Raw genomic sequence first — 20,428 nt, 5'->3', positions numbered from 1 at the left:
GTTTATTACGCTTCGTCGCCGAACCAACAAATGTTGCGAGCGGCCATGATGAGCTCGCCAGCTTTCTCGTCGGTCATCCCTTCGATATCAGCCAGGTCATCAACGCCCTGCTCGGCGAGATCTTCCAGCGTACAAACACCACGGGCAGCCAGTTTGAATGCCAGGGCACGATCCAGACCTTCCAGATTCAACAAATCATCGGCAGGTTTGTTATCTCCCAGGCTTTCTTCCTGAGCCAGCGCCAGCGTAGTCAGTGCGTTTTTCGCACGCTCACGAAGTGCTTCAACGGTGGCTTCATCCAGACCGTCGATTTCCAGCAGTTCTTTCATCGGCACATAGGCCAGCTCTTCCAGCGAGGAGAAGCCTTCTTCAACCAGCACTGTCGCGAAATCTTCATCAATATCGAGATATTTGGTGAAGGTATCGATAGCGGCATGCGCTTCCGCCTGGTGCTTAGCCTGCAGGTCGTCAACGGTCATCACGTTGAGTTCCCAGCCGCTGAGCTGCGAAGCCAGACGAACGTTCTGACCGTTACGGCCAATCGCCTGCGCCAGGTTGCCCGCTTCTACCGCGATATCCATGGTGTGTTTATCTTCATCCACCACGATAGACGCGACGTCTGCCGGCGCCATGGCGTTGATCACGAACTGCGCCGGGTTATCATCCCACAGGACGATATCGATGCGTTCGCCGCCCAGCTCAGTAGAGACGGCCTGCACGCGCGCACCGCGCATACCGACGCAAGCGCCAACCGGGTCGATGCGCTTGTCGTTGGTTTTCACCGCGATTTTGGCACGAGAGCCCGGATCGCGAGCCGCCGCTTTGATCTCCAGCACTTCTTCACCGATTTCCGGCACTTCAATGCGGAACAATTCGATCAGCATCTCAGGTTTGGAACGGGTCACGAACAGCTGGGCGCCACGCGCTTCCGGACGGACAGCGTACAGTACGCCGCGGATGCGGTCGCCCGGACGGAAGTTTTCACGCGGCAGCATATCTTCACGCAGGATCACGGCTTCAGCGTTGTTGCCCAGATCCAGGGTGATGTTGTCGCGGTTCACTTTTTTCACCACGCCGGTGATGATCTCACCTTCGTGCTCGCGGAACTGATCGACCACCATCGCGCGCTCGGCTTCGCGGACTTTCTGCACGATAACCTGTTTAGCGGTCTGCGTGGTGATACGGTCGAAGGTAACAGATTCAATCTGATCTTCGACATAGTCGCCGACGTTCATGCTTTCATCTTCGTAACGCGCTGCTTCCAGCGTGATCTCGCGCGTCGGCTGAGTCACCTCTTCAACAACCAGCCAGCGACGGAAGGTGTCGAAATCGCCGCTCTTACGGTCGATTTCTACGCGAACGTCGATCTCTTGTTCGTATTTTTTCTTGGTGGCCGTTGCCAGCGCGCTTTCCAGCGCTTCGAAAATTTTCTCGCGCGGCAGCGCTTTTTCGTTGGAAACGGCTTCAACAACAGCCAAAATTTCTTTGTTCATCGGGGCCTTTCACCTCAATCCAGACTGTTAAAAGTGGGGAACCAGGTTCGCCTTCTGGATGTTACTCAGCGCGAACACTTCATCTTTGCCTTCGACGGTTACCGTGATCATTTCACCGTCTACCGCTTTGATAATGCCCTGCCATTTGCGACGGTTCTGAACCGCCATGCGCAGCACCAGCGCAACTTCTTCGCCAGTGAAACGTTGGTAGTGTTCGGCGGTGAACATCGGACGGTCGAGACCAGGCGAAGAGACTTCCAGGTTGTAAGCGACAGTGATCGGGTCTTCAACATCCATGACGGCGCTTACCTGGTGGCTCACATCAGCACAATCATCAACGTTGATGCCATCTTCACTATCAATATAGATGCGCAGTGTGGATGTGCGACCGCGAATAAATTCGATGCCGACCAGCTCAAAGCCAAGCGCTTCAACCGGCGCTGTGAGCATCTCTGTCAATTTTTGCTCTAATGTGGACAAACCCACCCCCAAGACATAAAAAAAGGGCGTATAGCCCAGTTATTCTGAAGTCAGATAACAAAAAACCCCGATAAATCGGGGCTTTAGATAACTGAACCCTGAGATCGCCATGGCGATCTGGAACACCTTCCGCAAGAATTCTTTCAAATTCGGCTACGAAGGACACTTAGTCCTCACAGTATATTTGAAAAAGTACTTAATGGGAAAGTGGTTGCGGGGGCCGGATTTGAACCGACGACCTTCGGGTTATGAGCCCGACGAGCTACCAGGCTGCTCCACCCCGCGCCTGAAACGTGGCGTATTTTACTCTTATTGAGCAAAAGACGCAAATACTGCTGGGATTTGGTACCGAAGACGGGACATAAAATCGGGGTGAATTGTATCGGCAATTAGTATATTTTGTCAACATGCTTTTTATCGCCCCCGATTGCCGTTTGTGCTGGTATTTCAGGCTTTTTTAGCAAAAAGATGATGAAGCCCTTCCTGTCGCCAGTAAAAGATGGTTAAATGAATACTCACAATTAATGCATAAAAATGCAGTTAAGGTTGTTGAGTCGAACTCACCACAGTCTATCGAGCAGGGTTTTATTTTATGACGACGATTCTCAAGCATCTCCCGGTTGGTCAACGTATTGGTATCGCTTTCTCTGGTGGACTGGATACCAGCGCCGCGCTGTTATGGATGCGCAAAAAAGGCGCCGTGCCTTATGCATATACCGCTAACCTAGGTCAACCGGACGAAGACGACTACGATGCTATTCCGCGCCGCGCGAAAGAGTATGGCGCTGAAGGTGCCCGTCTGATCGACTGCCGCAAACAGCTGGTCGCAGAAGGGATCGCGGCGATTCAGTGTGGCGCTTTCCATAACACCACCGGTGGGTTGACCTACTTCAACACCACGCCGCTGGGCCGCGCGGTCACCGGCACCATGCTGGTGGCGGCAATGAAAGAAGATGGCGTCAACATCTGGGGCGATGGCAGCACCTATAAAGGCAACGATATCGAACGTTTCTATCGTTACGGCCTGCTGACCAATGCTGAACTGCAGATTTACAAGCCGTGGCTGGACAGTGATTTCATCGATGAGCTCGGCGGCCGGCACGAAATGTCCGAATTTATGATCGCCTGCGGCTTTGACTACAAGATGTCGGTTGAAAAAGCCTATTCCACTGACTCCAACATGCTCGGCGCGACGCACGAAGCGAAAGACCTCGAATTCCTCAATTCCAGCGTGAAAATCGTCAACCCGATTATGGGCGTGAAGTTCTGGGACGAAAACGTGAAGATCCCAGCGGAAGAGGTAACCGTACGCTTTGAGCAAGGCCATCCGGTGGCGCTGAATGGCAAAACCTTCGCTGACGACGTCGAGATGATGCTGGAAGCCAACCGCATCGGCGGCCGCCACGGTCTGGGGATGAGCGATCAGATTGAAAACCGCATTATCGAAGCGAAAAGCCGCGGTATTTATGAAGCCCCCGGGATGGCGCTGCTGCATATCGCCTACGAGCGTCTGCTGACCGGTATCCATAACGAAGACACAATCGAGCAATACCATGCCCACGGTCGTCAGCTGGGCCGCCTGCTGTATCAGGGACGCTGGTTCGATTCCCAGGCGCTGATGCTGCGTGATTCTCTGCAGCGCTGGGTCGCGAGCCAGATCACCGGCGAAGTTACCCTTGAGTTGCGTCGCGGTAACGACTACTCGATCCTCAATACCGTTTCAGACAACCTGACCTATAAAGCAGAGCGTCTGACCATGGAAAAAGGCGATTCCATGTTTACCGCCGAAGACCGTATCGGTCAGCTGACCATGCGTAATCTGGATATCACCGATACCCGCGAGAAGCTGTTCGGCTATGCCCAGTCTGGCCTGCTGAGCGCCTCCTCGGCAACCGGTTTACCGCAGGTTGAGAATCTGGAAAACAAAGGCAAATAATCGCCTGACGATGTTTGCTCCCCGCCGGCGGCCCTCCGCCGGCTTTTTATTTTTTGTTCCCTGTCAGCGCCAGAAAAATTGAAAAGAGGCATTTTTTCCTTATCGCCCGGTCAGCAAAATTGTTGACTATAATAGCCTCAATTGATTAATTCATATCTGGTGATAAACATCATGAATATTAAACCGCCGATCAGGCCGCAAAAGGCCATTGACCGACTGATCGATGTGCTTGAGCCACACGCGACGCCCGTTAACGCGATCGCCAGAAAAAGACTCACCTGGGAATATAAAGGCAAAACCCAGCTCTTTATTTTTAAAAAAGGCGAGCTATCGATTATTCGGAATTCCGACAAGCTATTGATGGTGACCGTCTATGAGCCCCACCTTTTCGGCGTGGCGGAAATGCTACAGCCCAGCCGCAGCCATAGCCTGCGAGCGGAAGTCTCTTCCGAACTGCTACGCATCGACTATGACCTGGCTTCCGCGCTCTTTCGTCAGCATAACCTGTGGGAGGAGGTGACCAGCCTGCTGGCCTATCATACTTCTTACCTGGTATATCGTGACGATCTGGTCCTGCAACAGCGAACCTATTCAGTGATCCGTAACCATCTGCTGGAAATGATGCTATTAACCGCAGAGACCCGACTGCGCGTGTCTATTCTTGAATATATTCAGGACAGGACCCACCTGTCGCGCAGCAGTATTCTCAATGTCTTGTCAGCATTAAAGAAAGGTGGTTATATTGCTTTCGCCCGCGGCGGTTATTTGCAAAGCATCACCTCACTTCCTGAAAAATTTTGACCGCGTCAGTCACCTTTATTTGTTGTTACTCGCCTCAATGTTGAAAATGTTTAAATTTAAATTAATAAACGCTAACGGTAAAAAAAGAAAAATTTTATGCTGAGCACCTGAATTTACCGGCGGACAACATGTCCCTGGGCTCGACCAGCAGGCAACCACTCACGGCGTTAACCGCCGGGCCTGCACCGGCTCAGGATATGCCCCGGAAATCGGCCAGGCGTGAGCAGCGGTAGCGGGAGTTGACCCCCTCGCCTGCCGTCTGCAGCGACCATAACGATGAGATCCAAGAACCCGTTAATTTTGCCCGAACGCCCGTATCGGGCTTTTTTTTATCTGAAGGAATTCAACAATGAAGTCGATTGCTCCAAAATTGTTTGCCGTGATGATCGCCCTGGGGGCCGGCAGCGCCGTCTGCGCATCCGTTAACCTGCATGGTGAAGCCGGTGCCGAGTTCACCAATCTGTCCGCCAGCTTTGGCGCCGGGGAACCGGGTATGACGTTCAATACCCAGTGGGCTCACAGCGACAATGACGGGGACAGCGTAGGGCTGGGAATGGGCTACAACTTTAACCTTGGACCTTTTCTGATGACGCTGGGCGGTAAAGGCGTCTATCTGAATCCCAAAGATGGTGATGAAGGCTATGCCATCGCCGCTGGCGGCGGCGCAGAGCTGCCCCTCGGCCAGTACTTCACGCTCTTCGGTGAGGGGTATTACTCGCCGGACTCAATGTCCAGCGGCGTCGATGATTATGTGGAGGCCAATGCCGGATTACGTATTAACGTACTCCCGTCTCTGAATATCGAAGCAGGCTATCGTTATATCGATATGGCGGGGAAAGATGGCAATCGTGACAACACCCTTGCCGACGGGGCCTATGCCGGGGTTAACTTCCGCTTTTAATCCTTACACAGGGATTGCTGTCCGGCAGTCCCTGTCTTCTCTCAGCTGGCCAACGGCACGCTTTTCAGCACGCGGTTGATCTCCTGCAGACCGGCAACATTATTCTCTTTACGGTAAACATCATTCATGGACGCCATCTGCTCCAGACGGGTCAGGGCGCCATACACCTGGTACGCCTCACTATGTCTGTCAAACACATCGCGGCGCTCCACATCCTGCAAATAATGATTTTTCAACGAATGGTTAAGGCGACCAATCAGTGCCGTATTATCCTGGAAATAGCGCGTCACCGCCTGGGCATTATTCGCTGTCGCCCCAGGCTCACTGTGCGATACCGGTACCGTTAGCGCATTAATCGTCTCCACCGTTTGGGAGGGTGATGTTGAACTGCACCCTGCTAAACCGAGCACACCGGCGACGATAAGCAACCCGATCTTGTTCATTATGTCACTTCACCTCTGTTAATTTGACGAGGCGACTTTAACGACAGTAAAAGAAGGGAACCAGCAAAGAGATGTTTATAATTAAATGGCCGGAGGGGACAAAAACAAAAAAAGACGCTTTTCAGCGTCTTTTTTCTGGAATATTGGTACCGAGGATGGGACTCGAACCCACAAGCCCGTTAGGGCACTACCACCTCAAGGTAGCGTGTCTACCAATTCCACCACCTCGGTACAGAATACTTAGTGCGGGATGTCGCTGGTCGGCTGAGCCGGCGCAGTTGGCTGAGTTTGCTCCGTTTTCGGTGCGCTCAGGTTATCCCACTCACTTCCTTTACTGGTCTTGTTGCTGTTGATATTACCCAGCGCCAGACTGATGATGAAGAACAGCGCAGCCAGGATGCCGGTCATACGGGTCATGAAGTTGCCAGAACCGCTGGACCCAAACAGTGTGCCGGAAGCACCTGCACCGAAGGAGGCTCCCATATCAGCGCCTTTACCTTGCTGCAGCATAACCAGACCAACAAGGCCAATCGCTACAATAAGGAAAACAACCAAAAGAGCTTCGTACATAATCAACCTGTTCCTTGCGGATTTGCCGCATACCAAGTGCTTCGACCAATAAAGCGGGACGTTTTAACGTTTCCCACTGAAGCGGGTGTGAATACTAACCAAAGCGAATGACCTTCGCAAGGGCAATTTCGACACATTGTATCAACTGCAGAAAAAAACAGCAAAAAGCCGGTTTTCTATCATAAAAAAGGCGGCAAGCGCCGCCTTTTTAACCACTTAGCCGGCAAGCTTAGACGCTTTTTACCGCTTCGGCGATGCGATGCGCAAACTCGTGCACCTGATCTTCATGCTCGCCTTCCACCATGACGCGGATCAGCGGCTCCGTTCCGGATTTACGCAGCAGGACACGGCCGCGTTTCCCTAACGCTGCTTCCACTTCTGCGGTCACCGCTTTGACATGCTCGTTCTCCAGTGGGTTACCGCTGCCTTCGGTAAAACGCACATTCACCAGTAGCTGAGGGAACATCTTCATGCCACTGCAAAGGTCATGCAGACTCATATGGTTACGTACCATCGCCGCGACCACCTGCAGACTGGCGACGATGCCATCGCCGGTGGTGGTTTTATCCAGCAGGATCACGTGGCCTGAGTTTTCCGCACCAATGCGCCAGCCTTTTTCCTGCAGCATCTCCAGCACATAACGGTCACCGACCTTCGCGCGGGCAAACGGGATGCCTAACTGCTTGAGCGCCAGCTCCAGTCCCATATTACTCATCAGCGTGCCCACGGCGCCGCCGCGCAGCTGCCCCTGACGCAGCCCTTCCCGGGCGATGATGTAGAGGATCTGGTCGCCATCGACTTTATTGCCTTCATGGTCAACCATGATCACCCGATCGCCATCGCCGTCGTAGGCAATACCCAGATCGGCTTTCTCCGCCAGCACGCGCGCCTGCAGCGCACGCACGTCGGTGGCGCCGACCTCTTCGTTGATGTTGAGGCCATCAGGCTCGCAGCCCATCGCGATAACCTGGGCGCCCAGCTCGCGGAAGACATTGGGGGCAATGTGATAGGTCGCACCGTGCGCGCAATCCACCACCACTTTCAGCGTGCCGAGGCTCAGTTCGTTGGGAAAGGTGCCTTTACAAAATTCAATGTAGCGCCCGGCGGCATCAACGATACGGCTGGCTTTGCCCAGCTCTGCCGAATCCACGCAGGTGAGTTCTTTCTCCATTTCGGCTTCAATCGCCTCTTCCACATCATCCGGCAGCTTGGTGCCCTCAATGGAGAAGAATTTAATACCGTTGTCGTAGAAAGGGTTATGCGAAGCTGAAATAACGATCCCCGCCTCGGCGCGGAAGGCGCGCGTCAGGTAGGCGATGGCCGGTGTCGGCATTGGCCCGGTGAACGACGCAGAGAGCCCCGCGGCCGCCAGCCCAGCTTCCAGCGCGGACTCCAGCATATAGCCCGAAATACGGGTATCCTTGCCGATGATAATTTTACGCGAGCCGTGGCGCGCTAACACTTTCCCCGCCGCCCAGCCCAGCTTAAGCACAAATTCCGGAGTGATCGGCGCATCGCCGACGCGGCCACGAATACCATCGGTGCCAAAATACTTGCGGTTACTCATAACGTTTTTTTCCCTTAGCGGCGAGGGTGGCTTCCACCACGCGCAGCGCTTCTACCGTTTCTTTGACATCATGGACGCGGATTATCTGCGCGCCCTGCATTGCTGCAATGACGGCACACGCCAGGCTGCCGTTCAGCCGTTCCGACGGCCCGACGTTCAGCAACTGACCTACCATCGACTTACGCGACATACCGACCAGCAGAGGCAGCCCAAAGTGGTGAAATTCACCCAGCCTGGCCAGCAGTTGATAATTATGGGAGAGATTTTTACCGAAACCGAATCCCGGGTCGAGCAGCAATTTTTCTTTTGCGATCCCCGCCTGCTCGCAGCGCACAATATGTTCTGCAAAAAAGCGCTCGACATCGGAGAAGACATCCTCATATTTCGGCGCCTCCTGCATGGTTTTCGGCTGACCCTGCATATGCATCAGACACACCGGCAGCCCGGTTTCCGCAGCGGCCTGCAGCGCGCCAGGTTCGGTCAGCGAACGAATATCGTTAATGATATGCGCCCCGGCCCGGGCCGATTCGCGGATAACCTCCGGTTTGGACGTATCCACCGAGATCCACACTTCAAAGCGCTGAGCGATCGCTTCGACAACCGGGATCACCCGCGCGAGTTCCTCTTCTACGCTCACCTCAGCCGCCCCTGGCCGCGTGGATTCACCGCCGATATCAATGATGGTCGCCCCGGCGTTAATCATCAGATTGGCATGCTTCACCGCCTCAACCAGCGAGTTGTGAGCGCCGCCATCGGAGAAAGAGTCGGGCGTCACATTAACAATGCCCATCACATGCGGATGAGAGAGATCGAGGGTTGAGCCCTGGGCTACAAGTTTCATCACAAAATCCCTGAGACTGAAGAGGTTAAAAAAAGAAAAACCCCGGAGCGGGCGCCCCGGGGTTTTTAAGGTTAAAACAAGACATCAACAGCGGTAGCTTACTTGTCGCCCAGCTGCTCTGACATGGTGTTGCCCGGGTTCGGCGTACGCGGTTCATCAACCGGACGCGGCGCACGAGGCGTGCCATTGTTGTCAGAGTTATTCGAAGAACCCGGTTCTTCCCAACCCGCCGGCGGACGAACATCGCGACGAGCCATCAGGTCGTCAATCTGCGGCGCATCGATAGTCTCATATTTCATGAGCGCATCTTTCATCGCGTGCAGGATATCCATGTTGTCGTTCAGCAGCTGGCGAGCACGACCGTAGTTACGCTCGATCAGCGATTTCACTTCCTGGTCGATGATACGCGCGGTTTCATCGGACATATGCTTCGCTTTCGCTACGCTACGGCCGAGGAAGACTTCGCCTTCTTCTTCCGCATACAGCAGCGGACCGAGTTTGTCGGAGAAGCCCCACTGGGTCACCATGTTACGCGCCAGGTTCGTCGCCACTTTAATGTCGTTGGACGCGCCGGTAGAAACATGTTCCGGACCGTAGATAATCTCTTCCGCCAGACGACCGCCGTACAGGGTGGAGATCTGACTTTCCAGTTTCTGACGACTGGCGCTGATCGCATCGCCTTCCGGCAGGAAGAAGGTCACACCCAGCGCACGACCGCGCGGGATAATCGTCACTTTATGGACCGGATCGTGTTCCGGAACCAGACGGCCGATAATGGCGTGGCCTGCTTCGTGATAAGCGGTCGATTCTTTCTGCGCTTCCGTCATCACCATGGAGCGACGTTCCGCACCCATCATGATTTTGTCTTTCGCTTTTTCGAACTCAACCATCGAAACAACACGTTTGTTGCCGCGAGCAGCAAACAGCGCCGCTTCGTTGACCAGGTTCGCCAGGTCCGCACCAGAGAAGCCAGGGGTACCGCGCGCAATGATCGCCGCGTCGATATCCGGCGCCAGCGGTACGCGACGCATATGCACTTTCAGGATCTGTTCACGACCGCGAACATCCGGCAGACCAACGACAACCTGACGGTCGAAGCGGCCTGGACGCAGCAGCGCGGGGTCCAGAACGTCCGGACGGTTAGTCGCCGCGATAACGATAATACCTTCGTTACCTTCGAAGCCGTCCATTTCAACCAGCATCTGGTTCAGGGTCTGCTCACGTTCATCGTGACCACCGCCAAGACCCGCGCCACGCTGGCGGCCGACGGCGTCGATTTCATCGATGAAGATGATGCAAGGCGCTGCTTTCTTAGCCTGCTCGAACATGTCACGCACACGAGATGCACCGACACCGACGAACATTTCGACGAAATCAGAACCGGAAATTGTGAAGAACGGTACTTTTGCTTCGCCAGCGATCGCTTTCGCCAGCAGCGTTTTACCGGTACCCGGAGGGCCGACCATCAGGACGCCTTTCGGGATCTTACCGCCCAGTTTCTGGAAGCGGCTCGGCTCACGCAGGTATTCCACCAGCTCACCGACTTCCTCTTTCGCTTCGTCACACCCGGCAACGTCGGCAAACGTGGTTTTGATCTGGTCTTCCGTCAGCATACGGGCTTTGCTTTTGCCGAAGGACATCGCGCCCTTCCCGCCGCCGCCCTGCATTTGCCGCATAAAGAAGATCCAGACGCCGATCAACAGCAGCATTGGGAACCAGGAGATGAAGATGGAAGCCAGCAGGCTTGGCTCTTCTGGTGGTTCGCCAATAACTTTGACGTTTTTAGTCAACAGGTTATCGAGCAGCTTCGGATCGTTAACCGGAATGTAAGTCGTGTAACGGTTACTATCTTTCTTGGTAACGTTGATCTCACGTCCGTTGATACGCGCTTCGCGAACCTGGTCCTGATTGACCTCTTGCAGGAAGGTAGAATAATCCACCTTGCGGCCATTCGACTCGCTGGGCCCAAAGCTCTGGAATACTGACATCAGCACAACGGCAATGACCAGCCAGAGTATTAGGTTTTTCGCCATGTCACTCAAGGGATTAACCTCTTATTACAACTGTGTTAAAAACAGCGTCAGGATACTCTATATCCAGTTTCTTTCAAACTTTCGTTTGAAATCTGCCGGTTATGGTTTACGCCCGGTCGCTACAATATACACTTCACGCGAACGAGCGCGGGAAGAGTCCGGTTTACGAACTTTGACCTTCGTAAACAGGGAGCGAATTTCTCGAAGATACTCATCGAAGCCTTCGCCCTGGAACACCTTCACTACAAAACTACCACCTGGCGCTAATACATCACGAGACATTTCAAGCGCCAGTTCTACCAGATACATAGCCCGGGGAATATCCACCGCCGGTGTTCCGCACATATTCGGCGCCATATCGGACATGACAACTTGGACTTTACTGTCGCCCACTCGCTCAAGTAACGCTTTCAGGACTAATTCATCACGAAAATCGCCCTGAAGGAAGTCCACACCAACGATTGGATCCATTGGTAAAAGATCGCAAGCGATGATGCGGCCGCTGTTGCCGATCTGCGTGACCGCATACTGCGACCAGCCACCGGGAGCAGCACCGAGATCGACTATCGTCATCCCCGGCTTAAAAATTTTGTCACTTTGCTGTATTTCATCAAGTTTAAACCAGGCACGGGAACGTAACCCCTTTTTCTGTGCCTGTTGAACATATTTATCGCTAAAGTGTTCCTGAAGCCAGCGGCTTGAGCTGGCAGAACGCTTTTTACCTGTCATTTAACATTCCCGTTCGGGTTCATCGTACTTTACTGCGTAAAAATCGACGCGGTAGTTTGGCGATATATGGGAGATGGCGGTAGAATGACCCGTTTTCAATCCCAACGTAAGCAAAAAAACACGATGAATCTGAGTACTAAACAAAAACAGCACCTGAAAGGTCTGGCACATCCGCTCAAGCCGGTAGTTATGCTTGGCAATAATGGTTTGACCGAAGGGGTACTGGCCGAGATCGAACAAGCGTTAGGGCACCATGAGCTCATCAAGGTGAAGATCGCCTCAGAAGATCGCGAAACTAAAGCCTTGATCGTGGAAGCCATCGTACGTGAAACCGGCGCCTGTAACGTACAGGTCATCGGTAAAACGCTGGTTCTGTACCGCCCAACGCCAGAGCGTAAGATCTCGCTGCCACGCTAAGAATATCCTGAATCTCGACACAACTTTGTGTAAAACGAGGGATTTCTGCGGCCAGGCGAGCAAAATGCCATGCTCCTGACGTTGATAAAAGGCCGCTATGCGGCCTTTTTCCTTTCTTTACAATCTATAAACATCGTAGCGGGAAATACGCCTTACAGGTATTCAACCTTAGTAATTTCGTATTCCACTTCACCACCCGGGGTACGGATAGTCACGACGTCATCCTGCTCTTTGCCGATCAGACCACGGGCGATCGGCGAGTTCACGGAGATCAGATTCTGCTTAAAATCAGCTTCATCATCACCCACGATGCGGTAGGTCTGTTCCTCATCGGTATCGAGGTTGAGCACGCTGACGGTTGAGCCAAAAATTACCCGGCCATTGTTCGGCATTTTGGTGATATCGATCACCTGGGCATTGGACAGCTTCGCTTCAATATCTTTGATACGCCCTTCGCAGAAGCCCTGCTGCTCACGCGCAGCATGATACTCAGCATTCTCTTTCAGATCGCCGTGTTCACGAGCGTCAGCAATAGCGGCAATGATTTCAGGACGACGCACAGACTTCAGATAATCCAGTTCTTCGCGCAGTTTCTCAGCGCCACGTAAGGTCATCGGAATCGCTTGCATTAGTTATACCTCTTTATCATTCCTTCAGGGAACGGAGAGCTCCGCCCCGCCACCTGCCCTGCCCACAGGCAGGACACGAGCAAAAAGAAACCGACCCGGGAAACACTCCCCAGGTCAGCAGCAATTTTTCATTTGATAGGTATTTTACCCCGAAGTTCATTATGGGTCATCGTTTACTTTACTGGGCGTTGCACCGTAGTATGACGGCCTGGCTTCAGGTTGTTAGCGCGAGATTATGCGATTTCCCAGATTTATCATCGGATTGACTGCCGGTATAGCGCTTAGCGCTCAGGCGGCGAATATTGACGAGTACATCAACCAGCTTCCCGCCGGTGCGAACCTTGCCTTTATGGCGCAAAAGGTCGGCGCATCGACGCCGGAAATCGACTATCACAGCCAGCAAATGGCGCTCCCGGCCAGTACGCAAAAGGTTATCACCGCGCTGGCGGCTCTGCTGCAGCTGGGGCCCGATTTCCGCTTTACCACCACGCTGGAAACCAAAGGCTCACTTGACGGCGGCGTGCTGAAAGGCGATCTGATTGCGCGCTTCGGCGGCGATCCGACGCTCAAACGGCAGGATATTCGCAATATGGTGGCGACGCTGAAAAAAGCTGGCGTGCAGCGTATCGAAGGCAATGTGCTCATCGATACCTCGGTCTTCGCCAGCCATGACAAAGCGCCGGGCTGGCCGTGGAACGACCTGACGCAGTGCTTCAGCGCCCCGCCGGCGGCCGCAATTGTCGACCGTAACTGCTTCTCTGTCTCGCTGTATAGCGCGCAGAAACCGGGCGATCTCGCCTTCATTCGCGTTGCGTCCTATTATCCGGTCACCATGTTCAGCCAGGTGCGAACGCTGGCGCGCGGCTCAGCAGAAGCACAGTACTGCGAGCTCGACGTAGTGCCAGGCGATCTCAATCGCTATACCCTCACTGGCTGCCTGCCGCAGCGTAGCGAGCCGCTGCCGCTGGCCTTCGCCATTCAGGATGGCGCCAGCTACGCCGGGGCGATCCTCAAAGCGGAGCTGACCCAGGCGGGGATCACCTATAGCGGCACGCTGCTGCGCCAGACGCTGGCCAATGACCCCGGAACGGTATTAGCCACCACCCAGTCGGCTCCACTGCACGATCTGCTGCGGATCATGCTGAAGAAGTCAGATAACATGATTGCCGACACCGTCTTTCGTACCATCGGCCACGCCCGCTTCGGCGTACCAGGCACCTGGCGGGCAGGATCCGATGCCGTACGCCAGATCCTGCGTCAACAGGCTGGGGTCGATCTCGGCAATACGATCATCGCCGACGGCTCTGGCTTGTCGCGCCACAACCTGATCGCCCCGGCGACCATGATGCAGGTGCTGCAGTATATCGCCCAGCACGATACCGAGCTCAACTTCATCTCCATGCTGCCGCTGGCGGGCCACGACGGGTCGCTGCAATACCGCGCCGGTCTCCACCAGGCGGGCGTGGATGGCAAAGTCTCGGCGAAAACAGGTTCGTTGCAGGGGGTTTATAACCTTGCAGGCTTTATCACTACCGCCAGCGGACAAAAGGTGGCCTTCGTGCAATATCTCTCCGGCTACGCCGTGGAACCCGCCGACCAGCGTAATCGCCGCATCCCGCTGGTCCGCTTTGAAAGCCGCTTGTATAAAGATTTGTACCAGAACAACTAAAACAAAAGGGCCGCATCAGATGCGGCCCTTTTTGATCCAGCGAAGTCAGGATTAGCGTTTGTAGATGAATTCGACGCCTTCTTCGTCGTCTTCGTCCCAGTCGTCATCCCAGTCTTCGTCATCTTCCACTTCGACTTCGGCTTCTTCAAGCTGCTGACGGTGATAGTCGTCCCACATGAACTCGACTTTCTCCGGCTTCTGCTCTTCTTCCACATGCACGATCGGGTTTTCGATGATAAAGGTCATCACGTCCCAGCACAGCTCTTTCACGCCCTGCTGGCTGGCCGCGGAGATCAGATAGAATTTATCTTCCCAACCCAGCGCTTCGGCAATCGCCTTCGCTTTGGCTTCGGCTTCCGCTTTGTCCATCAGGTCAATCTTGTTAAAGACTAACCAGCGTGGCTTGGAGGCCAGCTTCTCGCTGTATTTCTCCAGCTCGCCAATGATAATGCGGGCATTCTCAACCGGATCGGAACCATCGATAGGCTCGATGTCGATGAGATGCAGCAGCACACGGCAGCGCTCAAGGTGCTTGAGGAAGCGGATACCAAGGCCTGCGCCTTCCGCTGCGCCTTCAATCAGCCCCGGGATATCGGCGACCACGAAGCTCTTCTCGTTGTCCATACGCACCACGCCCAGGCTCGGCACCAGGGTGGTAAACGGATAGTCAGCCACTTTCGGCTTGGCGGCGGAGACCGCGCGGATGAAGGTGGATTTGCCGGCGTTCGGCATCCCCAGCATCCCGACATCGGCCAGCAGCATCAGCTCCAGCTGCAGGTCGCGTTTATCACCCGGGGTACCCATGGTCTTCTGACGCGGGGTGCGGTTAACGGATGATTTGAAACGGGTGTTGCCCAGACCGTGCCAGCCACCTTTCGCCACCATCAGACGCTGACCGTGTTTGGTCATGTCGCCCATGGTCTCGCCGGTTCCCTGGTCGATAACCCGGGTCCCGACCGGCACTTTCACCGTCACGTCTTTACCACGCTTACCGGTACAGTCGCGGCTCTGGCCATTCTGCCCGCGTTCGGCGCGGAACGATTTTTCAAAACGGTAGTCGATCAGGGTGTTCAGGTTCTCGTCCGCTTCCAGCCAGACATCGCCGCCGTCACCGCCATCGCCGCCGTCCGGACCGCCTTTCGGAATATACTTTTCGCGGCGGAAGCTTACGCAACCATTGCCGCCGTCACCTGCTACGACCAGGATCGTTGCTTCATCTACAAACTTCATTTTACTCTCCGTAAATCATTCGCCTGAGCGGGGCAGCGGTACTACCGCCTCTCGCTTACGCCAACGCCCCCAAAGACGATGGCCGATGGCGGAATACATCGCGCCCGCAACCACGACAAACGCACCGAGATAACCAATCAGGTTTAACATCGGTCTGGCGAAAACATCGGGCCAGGCCATTGATAATAAATCAGAAAACAGTAGCGTAAACAGTGGCGTCAAGGTGATTAACGCGCTGACCTGCGCCGCCTGCCAGCGCGCCATGGCTTCCGCCAGCGCCCCGTAGCCGACCAGGGTATTTAGCCCGCAAAAAATCAGGCATGCCAGTTGCCAGTCGCTTAGCTGGGATATCACCCCGGGCTTAGCGAGCGGCAGTAATGCAATCGTACATAAAGTGTACAGCAAAAATAGTATCTGCTGTGATGCCAGACGGCGCAATAACACCTTTTGCGCGACGCCATAGCTTACCCACACCGTTGCAGCAGCAACGCCGAAAATTACCCCCCATGTGTAATCCGTCAGGCGGGTAAAGATTTCAATCAGGCTGGTGTTGAAAAACATCACCAGCCCGCTGAGCAACATCAACGCGCCCACCACCTGGGTACCGCGCATGCGCTCTTTCAGAATCACGACGCTTGCCACCATCATGCCCACCGGCGATAGCTGGCCGATGACCTGAGAAGCAGTGGGGCTGAGATATTGCAGGGAAGAACTGAACAGAATGAAGTTACCGAACAGGCCACCGGTGGCAATGGCTAACAAAAGCAGCCAGCGCGGCTTGCGAAAAATTCGCAGCGGCGGCAGTTTGCCTTTGATCGCGAGGATCGCGCCAAGCCCAATGCTGGCCATCAGGAAGCGATAAAACACCACCGTAGGCGGCTCCATCACCTCAAGAACCTGTTTCATCGCAATCGGCAACGCTCCCCAACACATCGCGGTGGTAAGCGCCAGAATAATGCCAATCCCAGCCTGCTGCTTCATGCCTGTTTCCCTGCAAAATTTTCCAGTAGACGAATGTAAAAAGCCCCGCAACGTGTTGCGGGGCTTTCATCCGTTACCGGGACGCGAAAAACTTATTCAGCAACGATGCTGATGAATTTACGGTTTTTCGGGCCTTTAACTTCGAACTTGACTTTACCGTCAGTCAAAGCGAACAGAGTGTGGTCACGGCCGCAACCAACGTTGGTGCCAGCGTGGAATTTGGTACCACGTTGACGAACGATGATGCTACCTGCCAGAACTGCTTCACCGCCGAAACGTTTTACGCCCAGACGTTTAGCTTCTGAATCGCGACCGTTACGAGTCGAGCCGCCAGCCTTTTTATGTGCCATTTAAATCTACTCCTCAGGTCTTAGGCGCTGATGCCAGTGATTTTCACATCAGTGAACCACTGACGATGGCCCTGCTGCTTACGATAGTGTTTACGACGACGAAACTTAACGATTTTAACTTTCTCGCCACGACCGTGAGCAACAACTTCAGCTTTGATTACGCCGCCCTCAACGAAAGGAACGCCGATCTTGATTTCTTCACCGTTTGCGATCATCAGCACTTCAGCGAATTCAACAGCTTCGCCAGTTGCGATGTCCAGCTTTTCCAGGCGAACGGTCTGACCTTCGCTTACTCGGTGTTGTTTACCACCACTTTGGAAAACCGCGTACATATAAAACTCCGCTTCCGCGCACCTCTTTATGTGATTCAGAGTGCGCTATAAATATTCACAATAGGGCGCGAATATTACGCAAAACGCGAGCCTTTGACAAGAGCGATTAGCGATCAATGCAGAAAAAAAACACAACTTTCACGACAACGTTTATCTACGGCAATTTTTCAGTACAATCATATCTTCTTTTAATTCTGTCTTAATCCTTCTGTGATCCCACCTGGATTCATGGTAACAGGACATTTGGCCCGGCTTTTGCGATGAATTTAGAAAAAATCAATGAGTTAACCGCGCAAGATATGGCGGGTGTCAATGCGACGATTCTTGAGCAACTCAACTCCGATGTTCAGCTTATCAATCAGTTAGGCTATTACATCGTCAGCGGCGGCGGCAAACGCATTCGCCCGATGATTGCTGTGCTTGCCGCGCGCGCGGTGGGCTATCAAGGGAGCGCGCATGTCACTATTGCTGCGCTGATTGAATTTATTCATACCGCCACGCTACTGCATGACGACGTCGTCGATGAGTCTGACATGCGTCGCGGCAAAGCCACGGCCAATGCGGCGTTCGGCAATGCCGCCAGCGTGCTGGTTGGCGATTTCATCTATACCCGCGCCTTCCAGATGATGACCCAGCTAGGCTCACTGAAGATCCTCGAGGTCATGTCGGAGGCGGTGAACGTCATTGCCGAAGGCGAAGTGCTGCAGTTGATGAACGTCAACGATCCGGATATCACGGAAGAGAACTATATGCGCGTCATCTACAGCAAGACGGCGCGCCTGTTTGAGGCGGCCTCGCAGTGTGCGGGAATGCTGGCCGACTGCTCCGCGGAAGAAGAGCGCGCGTTGCAGGATTATGGTCGCTATCTCGGCACCGCTTTCCAGCTGATCGACGATTTACTCGACTACAGCTCCGACGGAGAGCGACTCGGTAAAAACGTCGGTGATGACCTGAACGAAGGCAAACCGACGCTACCGCTGCTGCATGCTATGCATCATGGCACCCCCGATCAGGCGGCGATGATCCGCGGGGCGATCGAGCAGGGCAATGGTCGCCATCTGCTGGATGCTGTTCTGGAAACCATGGCCACCTGCGGTTCGCTGGAGTGGACGCAGAAGCGTGCTGAAGAAGAAGCCGATAAAGCGATTGCAGCCCTGCAGATCCTCCCGGACACACCGTGGCGCGAAGCTTTGATTGGACTGGCACATATTGCGGTCCAGCGCGATCATTAATCCCCCCTCCTTTCCCGCGCGATGCGCGGGAAAGTTCCAGTAAAATGCCACTTCTCTCCCTAAGCTTCCGAATATCTTGATAGATTCTGAATATTCTGGCGCCTTAACAGAACTTGTTAGAACCCTACATAGTACGCGGGTATAGTGTCCCCATCGCCCATGTGGACGATCTGGACCTTTAACACCAGGAGAATTTATGGATAAGTTCATCGACTGGCATCCCGCCGATATTGTTGCTGGGTTACGTAAACGGGGAACATCGCTGGCGGCAGAGTCGCGACGGCACGGCCTGAGTTCTTCAACGCTGGCGAACGCCCTGACCCGCCCCTGGCCGAAAGGCGAGTTGATTATCGCCACGGCGCTGGAAACGCAGCCGTGGGTCATCTGGCCGTCACGCTACCACGACCCGGTGACTCATGAGTTTATCGACAGAACGCAGATGATGCGTCAAAAGAAGACAGACAGGTGATGTGATAATCGACAGGGTCCCGAACCAACGCCCCGGGGCCCTGTCAGGACACGGTTACTCGCCCTTCACGCGCTGAATATTGGCACCCAACGCCTGCAGTTTATCCTCGATACGCTCATAGCCACGATCGATGTGGTAGATGCGATCAACGATGGTGGTCCCTTCAGCGATGCAGCCTGCCAGCACGAGGCTCGCCGACGCACGCAAATCGGTCGCCATCACCTGCGCGCCCGAAAGCTGCTTCACGCCGTGACAGATAGCGGTATTGCTCTCGATCTCCGCGTGCGCGCCCATACGGATCAGTTCCGGAATGTGCATGAAGCGGTTTTCAAAGATCGTTTCGGTGATCACGCCGGTCCCTTCCGCCACCAGGTTAAGCAGCGTGAACTGGGCCTGCATATCGGTCGGGAAGCCCGGGTGCGGCGCGGTACGCACGTTGACCGCTTTCGGACGGTTGCCGTGCATATCGAGGCTAATCCAGTCTTCGCCCGTTTCGATGTCAGCCCCGGCGTCACGCAGTTTCGCCAGAACGGCATCCAGAGTATCCGGCTGCGCGTTACGGCAGAGGATCTTGCCGCCGGAAATCGCCGCGGCCACCAGGAAGGTGCCGGTTTCGATACGGTCCGGCAGTACACGGTATACGCCGCCACCCAGACGCTGCACGCCTTCGATGGTAATGCGATCGGTGCCCTGGCCTTTGATTTTCGCGCCCAGCGCGTTAAGGAAGTTGGCGGTATCGACAATTTCCGGCTCGCGCGCGGCGTTTTCGATAATCGTCGTCCCCTCCGCGAGGGTCGCTGCGCTCATGATAGTTACGGTAGCGCCGACGCTCACCTTATCCATCACGATATGCGCGCCTTTCAGGCGACCGTTGACCGAGGCTTTGACATAACCTTCTTCCAGTTTGATCTCGGCGCCCAGCTGTTCCAGACCGCTAATGTGCAGGTCGACCGGACGCGCGCCGATGGCGCAGCCGCCTGGCAGAGAAACTTGTCCCTGACCAAAACGCGCCACCAGCGGGCCCAGCGCCCAGATGGAGGCACGCATGGTTTTCACCAGGTCGTACGGAGCACAGAATACATCAACCGGGCCGGCGTCAATCCATACCGAACCATTGCGCTCAACCTTCGCGCCCAGCTGGCTCAGCAGCTTCATGGTGGTATCGATATCTTTCAGCTTAGGTACGTTCTGGATCTCTACCGGCTCTTCGGCAAGCAGCGCGGAAAAGAGGATTGGCAGGGCGGCGTTCTTTGCACCAGAAATGGTGACTTCGCCCTGAAGGCGAGTCGGCCCCTGAACACGGAATTTATCCATTGATTCTGTTC

21 protein-coding genes and 2 tRNA genes are annotated in these 20,428 nt (G+C 54.6%); 7 read left to right on the top strand and 16 right to left on the bottom strand.

From position 1 onward, the window contains the following. Positions 1-5 precede the first annotated feature (5 nt). From nusA to R0140_RS02715, 3 genes are all read right to left on the bottom strand, one after another. Positions 6-1,493: a transcription termination factor NusA gene (nusA, locus tag R0140_RS02725; protein ID WP_008806630.1), complete on the bottom strand. Its 1,488-nt coding sequence runs from the start codon at positions 1,491-1,493 to the stop codon at positions 6-8. Positions 1,494-1,520: 27 nt separating this feature from the next. Next, the gene (rimP, locus tag R0140_RS02720) at positions 1,521-1,973 is read right to left on the bottom strand and encodes a ribosome maturation factor RimP (RefSeq protein ID WP_002918364.1); all 453 of its coding nucleotides are present in this window, start codon (positions 1,971-1,973) and stop codon (positions 1,521-1,523) included. Between the two features lie 208 nt (positions 1,974-2,181). Next, positions 2,182-2,258, bottom strand: a tRNA-Met gene (locus tag R0140_RS02715). Between the two features lie 307 nt (positions 2,259-2,565). On the opposite strand from R0140_RS02715, the gene argG reads away from it, so the two are divergent. The 3 genes from argG to R0140_RS02700 all read left to right on the top strand — a co-directional run bounded on the left by argG (position 2,566) and on the right by R0140_RS02700 (position 5,611). Continuing rightward, positions 2,566-3,909, top strand: coding sequence for an argininosuccinate synthase (gene argG, locus R0140_RS02710; protein ID WP_008806631.1), 1,344 nt, complete (start codon positions 2,566-2,568; stop codon positions 3,907-3,909). A gap of 171 nt (positions 3,910-4,080) precedes the next feature. Further along, positions 4,081-4,710, top strand: coding sequence for a winged helix-turn-helix transcriptional regulator (locus R0140_RS02705; protein WP_012540476.1), 630 nt, complete (start codon positions 4,081-4,083; stop codon positions 4,708-4,710). A 349-nt stretch (positions 4,711-5,059) separates the two neighbouring features. Continuing rightward, on the top strand, positions 5,060-5,611 hold the full coding sequence (locus R0140_RS02700; RefSeq protein WP_032736457.1) for a YfaZ family outer membrane protein: 552 nt from the start codon (positions 5,060-5,062) through the stop codon (positions 5,609-5,611). Positions 5,612-5,652: 41 nt separating this feature from the next. Here the strand turns inward: R0140_RS02700 and R0140_RS02695 are convergent, their stop codons facing one another. The 7 genes from R0140_RS02695 to rlmE form a co-directional block, all read right to left on the bottom strand. Continuing rightward, on the bottom strand, positions 5,653-5,901 hold the full coding sequence (locus R0140_RS02695) for a hypothetical protein (protein ID WP_162493299.1): 249 nt from the start codon (positions 5,899-5,901) through the stop codon (positions 5,653-5,655). A gap of 297 nt (positions 5,902-6,198) precedes the next feature. After that, positions 6,199-6,285 (bottom strand) — tRNA-Leu (locus R0140_RS02690). A gap of 9 nt (positions 6,286-6,294) precedes the next feature. After that, complete coding sequence (gene secG, locus R0140_RS02685; RefSeq protein ID WP_002918369.1) at positions 6,295-6,624, bottom strand: preprotein translocase subunit SecG; 330 nt, start codon at positions 6,622-6,624, stop codon at positions 6,295-6,297. 229 nt (positions 6,625-6,853) lie between these two features. Beyond that, entirely contained in the window at positions 6,854-8,191 is a 1,338-nt protein-coding gene (gene glmM / locus R0140_RS02680; protein WP_002918370.1) for a phosphoglucosamine mutase, read from the bottom strand. After that, on the bottom strand, positions 8,184-9,032 hold the full coding sequence (gene folP / locus R0140_RS02675) for a dihydropteroate synthase (RefSeq protein ID WP_117122444.1): 849 nt from the start codon (positions 9,030-9,032) through the stop codon (positions 8,184-8,186). The genes glmM and folP overlap by 8 nt, the downstream gene beginning before the upstream one ends. Before the next feature lie 98 nt (positions 9,033-9,130). Further along, a complete protein-coding gene (gene ftsH / locus R0140_RS02670; RefSeq protein ID WP_008806637.1) occupies positions 9,131-11,065 on the bottom strand; it encodes an ATP-dependent zinc metalloprotease FtsH in 1,935 nt (644 codons plus the stop codon). A 99-nt stretch (positions 11,066-11,164) separates the two neighbouring features. Next, positions 11,165-11,794: a 23S rRNA (uridine(2552)-2'-O)-methyltransferase RlmE gene (gene rlmE / locus R0140_RS02665; RefSeq protein WP_008806638.1), complete on the bottom strand. Its 630-nt coding sequence runs from the start codon at positions 11,792-11,794 to the stop codon at positions 11,165-11,167. 123 nt (positions 11,795-11,917) lie between these two features. On the opposite strand from rlmE, the gene yhbY reads away from it, so the two are divergent. Then, a complete protein-coding gene (yhbY, locus tag R0140_RS02660; RefSeq protein WP_002918374.1) occupies positions 11,918-12,211 on the top strand; it encodes a ribosome assembly RNA-binding protein YhbY in 294 nt (97 codons plus the stop codon). A gap of 152 nt (positions 12,212-12,363) precedes the next feature. On the opposite strand, the gene greA is transcribed toward yhbY, so the two are convergent. After that, positions 12,364-12,840 (bottom strand): transcription elongation factor GreA, encoded by a 477-nt coding sequence (greA, locus tag R0140_RS02655; RefSeq protein ID WP_008806639.1) that lies wholly within the window; start codon positions 12,838-12,840, stop codon positions 12,364-12,366. A gap of 235 nt (positions 12,841-13,075) precedes the next feature. Here greA and dacB point away from each other — a divergent pair, with 235 nt between their 5' ends. Beyond that, positions 13,076-14,509 (top strand): serine-type D-Ala-D-Ala carboxypeptidase, encoded by a 1,434-nt coding sequence (dacB, locus tag R0140_RS02650; RefSeq protein ID WP_008806640.1) that lies wholly within the window; start codon positions 13,076-13,078, stop codon positions 14,507-14,509. Positions 14,510-14,560: 51 nt separating this feature from the next. On the opposite strand, the gene cgtA is transcribed toward dacB, so the two are convergent. From cgtA to rplU, 4 genes are all read right to left on the bottom strand, one after another. Further along, positions 14,561-15,739, bottom strand: coding sequence for an Obg family GTPase CgtA (gene cgtA / locus R0140_RS02645; RefSeq protein ID WP_008806641.1), 1,179 nt, complete (start codon positions 15,737-15,739; stop codon positions 14,561-14,563). Positions 15,740-15,754: 15 nt separating this feature from the next. Continuing rightward, positions 15,755-16,720 carry a DMT family transporter gene (locus R0140_RS02640; protein WP_023298271.1) on the bottom strand — a complete coding sequence of 322 codons (966 nt, stop codon included), beginning with the start codon at positions 16,718-16,720 and terminating at the stop codon, positions 15,755-15,757. 92 nt (positions 16,721-16,812) lie between these two features. After that, the gene (gene rpmA / locus R0140_RS02635; RefSeq protein WP_002434222.1) at positions 16,813-17,070 is read right to left on the bottom strand and encodes a 50S ribosomal protein L27; all 258 of its coding nucleotides are present in this window, start codon (positions 17,068-17,070) and stop codon (positions 16,813-16,815) included. Positions 17,071-17,090: 20 nt separating this feature from the next. Beyond that, positions 17,091-17,402 carry a 50S ribosomal protein L21 gene (rplU, locus tag R0140_RS02630; protein WP_002918379.1) on the bottom strand — a complete coding sequence of 104 codons (312 nt, stop codon included), beginning with the start codon at positions 17,400-17,402 and terminating at the stop codon, positions 17,091-17,093. Positions 17,403-17,662: 260 nt separating this feature from the next. On the opposite strand from rplU, the gene ispB reads away from it, so the two are divergent. Further along, entirely contained in the window at positions 17,663-18,634 is a 972-nt protein-coding gene (gene ispB, locus R0140_RS02625) for an octaprenyl diphosphate synthase (RefSeq protein WP_008806643.1), read from the top strand. 196 nt (positions 18,635-18,830) lie between these two features. After that, entirely contained in the window at positions 18,831-19,103 is a 273-nt protein-coding gene (gene sfsB / locus R0140_RS02620; protein WP_008806644.1) for a DNA-binding transcriptional regulator SfsB, read from the top strand. Positions 19,104-19,157: 54 nt separating this feature from the next. Here the strand turns inward: sfsB and murA are convergent, their stop codons facing one another. After that, positions 19,158-20,417, bottom strand: a complete 1,260-nt coding sequence (gene murA / locus R0140_RS02615) for a UDP-N-acetylglucosamine 1-carboxyvinyltransferase (RefSeq protein ID WP_008806645.1) — start codon at positions 20,415-20,417, stop codon at positions 19,158-19,160. Between the last annotated feature and the right edge of the window lie 11 nt (positions 20,418-20,428).

This window comes from Klebsiella sp. w6 (genome assembly GCF_033100215.1).
Taxonomy (GTDB): Bacteria; Pseudomonadota; Gammaproteobacteria; order Enterobacterales; family Enterobacteriaceae; genus Klebsiella; species Klebsiella variicola.
Note: the sequence above shows the minus strand (reverse complement) of the source record. Positions and strands in the feature narration are given on the sequence as shown.